This is a genomic window from Aetokthonos hydrillicola CCALA 1050, assembly GCF_017591665.1.
In the GTDB taxonomy this organism is placed as follows: Bacteria; Cyanobacteriota; Cyanobacteriia; order Cyanobacteriales; family Nostocaceae; genus Aetokthonos; species Aetokthonos hydrillicola.
The window spans coordinates 1-1,123 of the sequence record NZ_JAAKGC010000438.1; the positions used below are offsets into that span (position 1 = coordinate 1).

At 41.7% G+C, this 1,123-nt stretch carries 2 protein-coding genes and 1 pseudogene; 2 read left to right on the forward strand and 1 reads right to left on the reverse strand.

The window, feature by feature from the left end; translation table 11 throughout:
• Window positions 1–400: WD40 repeat domain-containing protein (locus tag G4P69_RS38665; protein ID WP_390694131.1), on the forward strand; the 400-nt coding region annotated here is incomplete at its 5' end.
• Between the two features lie 116 nt (window positions 401–516).
• Here G4P69_RS38665 and G4P69_RS38670 read toward each other — a convergent pair.
• Entirely contained in the window at window positions 517–816 is a 300-nt protein-coding gene (locus G4P69_RS38670) for a 30S ribosomal protein PSRP-3 (RefSeq protein WP_208345583.1), read from the reverse strand.
• 101 nt (window positions 817–917) lie between these two features.
• Between G4P69_RS38670 and G4P69_RS38675 the strand changes: the two are divergent.
• A pseudogene (locus G4P69_RS38675) lies at window positions 918–1,123 on the forward strand (TIGR01548 family HAD-type hydrolase); the annotation flags it as partial.

Here is a 1,123-nt window from a genome sequence, read left to right on the forward strand (position 1 = left end):
AAAAAGCATTCAAAACCGCCCAGGTAAGACCTTTTCAAGTATCCTTGCTGGTCATGCGTGGGCGGTTTTGACACTCGCCTTCAGTCCAGATGATAAAATTCTAGCGACTGGTAGCGATGATAACACAATTAAATTGTGGGAGGTAGACACTGGTCACGTTATCTGTACACTTCTAGACCATTCTTGGTCAGTCACGACAGTAACTTTTAGTACTGATGGACAAATGCTGATTAGTGGAAGTAGGGACAAAACCATTAAACTTTGGAAAGTAAGCACAAAACAAAAGATTGCGACTTTCTCTGGTCATCTGGACTCTGTATCCGCCGTTGCTGTTAGCCCTGTTGCACAGCTTATTGCTAGTGCCAGCAGGGATAATACAATTCGGCTTTGGGAGCTTTAACAGTTATCAGTCATCAGTTATCAGTTATCAGTCAAGAATCATGTGTTTATCCAGGATGAAACACCGATATAGTGTGGTGTTAACTGATAACTGTTCACTGTTCACTGTTCAGTGTCTTAGGCGCTACCTGTAAATGTAACTTCTGGAAATTTCAACTGAGCCTCAGCCATTGGGCGGTTTCGGCCTTCCTCTTGCCAGTAGTTAATAACTTCTGTAGCCTTATTAAGTAACTCCACCCGATCTAATTCATTGATCCAGTGTTTTGATTCTAGCTCCTTTTTTAACTCTTCCCAGGCATCATTCCTGGGCCAGAAAAAGTACTTGGTTAAAGGACTTGTGCCTTTACCTACTACTTGATCTACCGCCAAGGCGACGTTCTCATCTAACCACAAAATTTTTAAAATGAACTTGGACAATCACACCTCCGGGAATATCCGGGCAACACATATTAATCTTTGCGATCGCTTATTCTAACGCAATAGTCTCACATGTGAGCAAATTTAACTAATTAACTAATATGAAAGTAATTGTCGTTTTTGACATTGACGGAGTTGTGCGGGATGTTGGTGGCTCGTATCGGCGTGCTTTAGCTGATACCGTACAGCATTTTACAGATCATGCTTATCGCCCAACGTCAGAGGATATTGACCAACTTAAATCTGAAGGTACGTGGAATAATGATTGGGAAGCATCCCAAGAGTTAATTTATCGCTACTTTGAAAC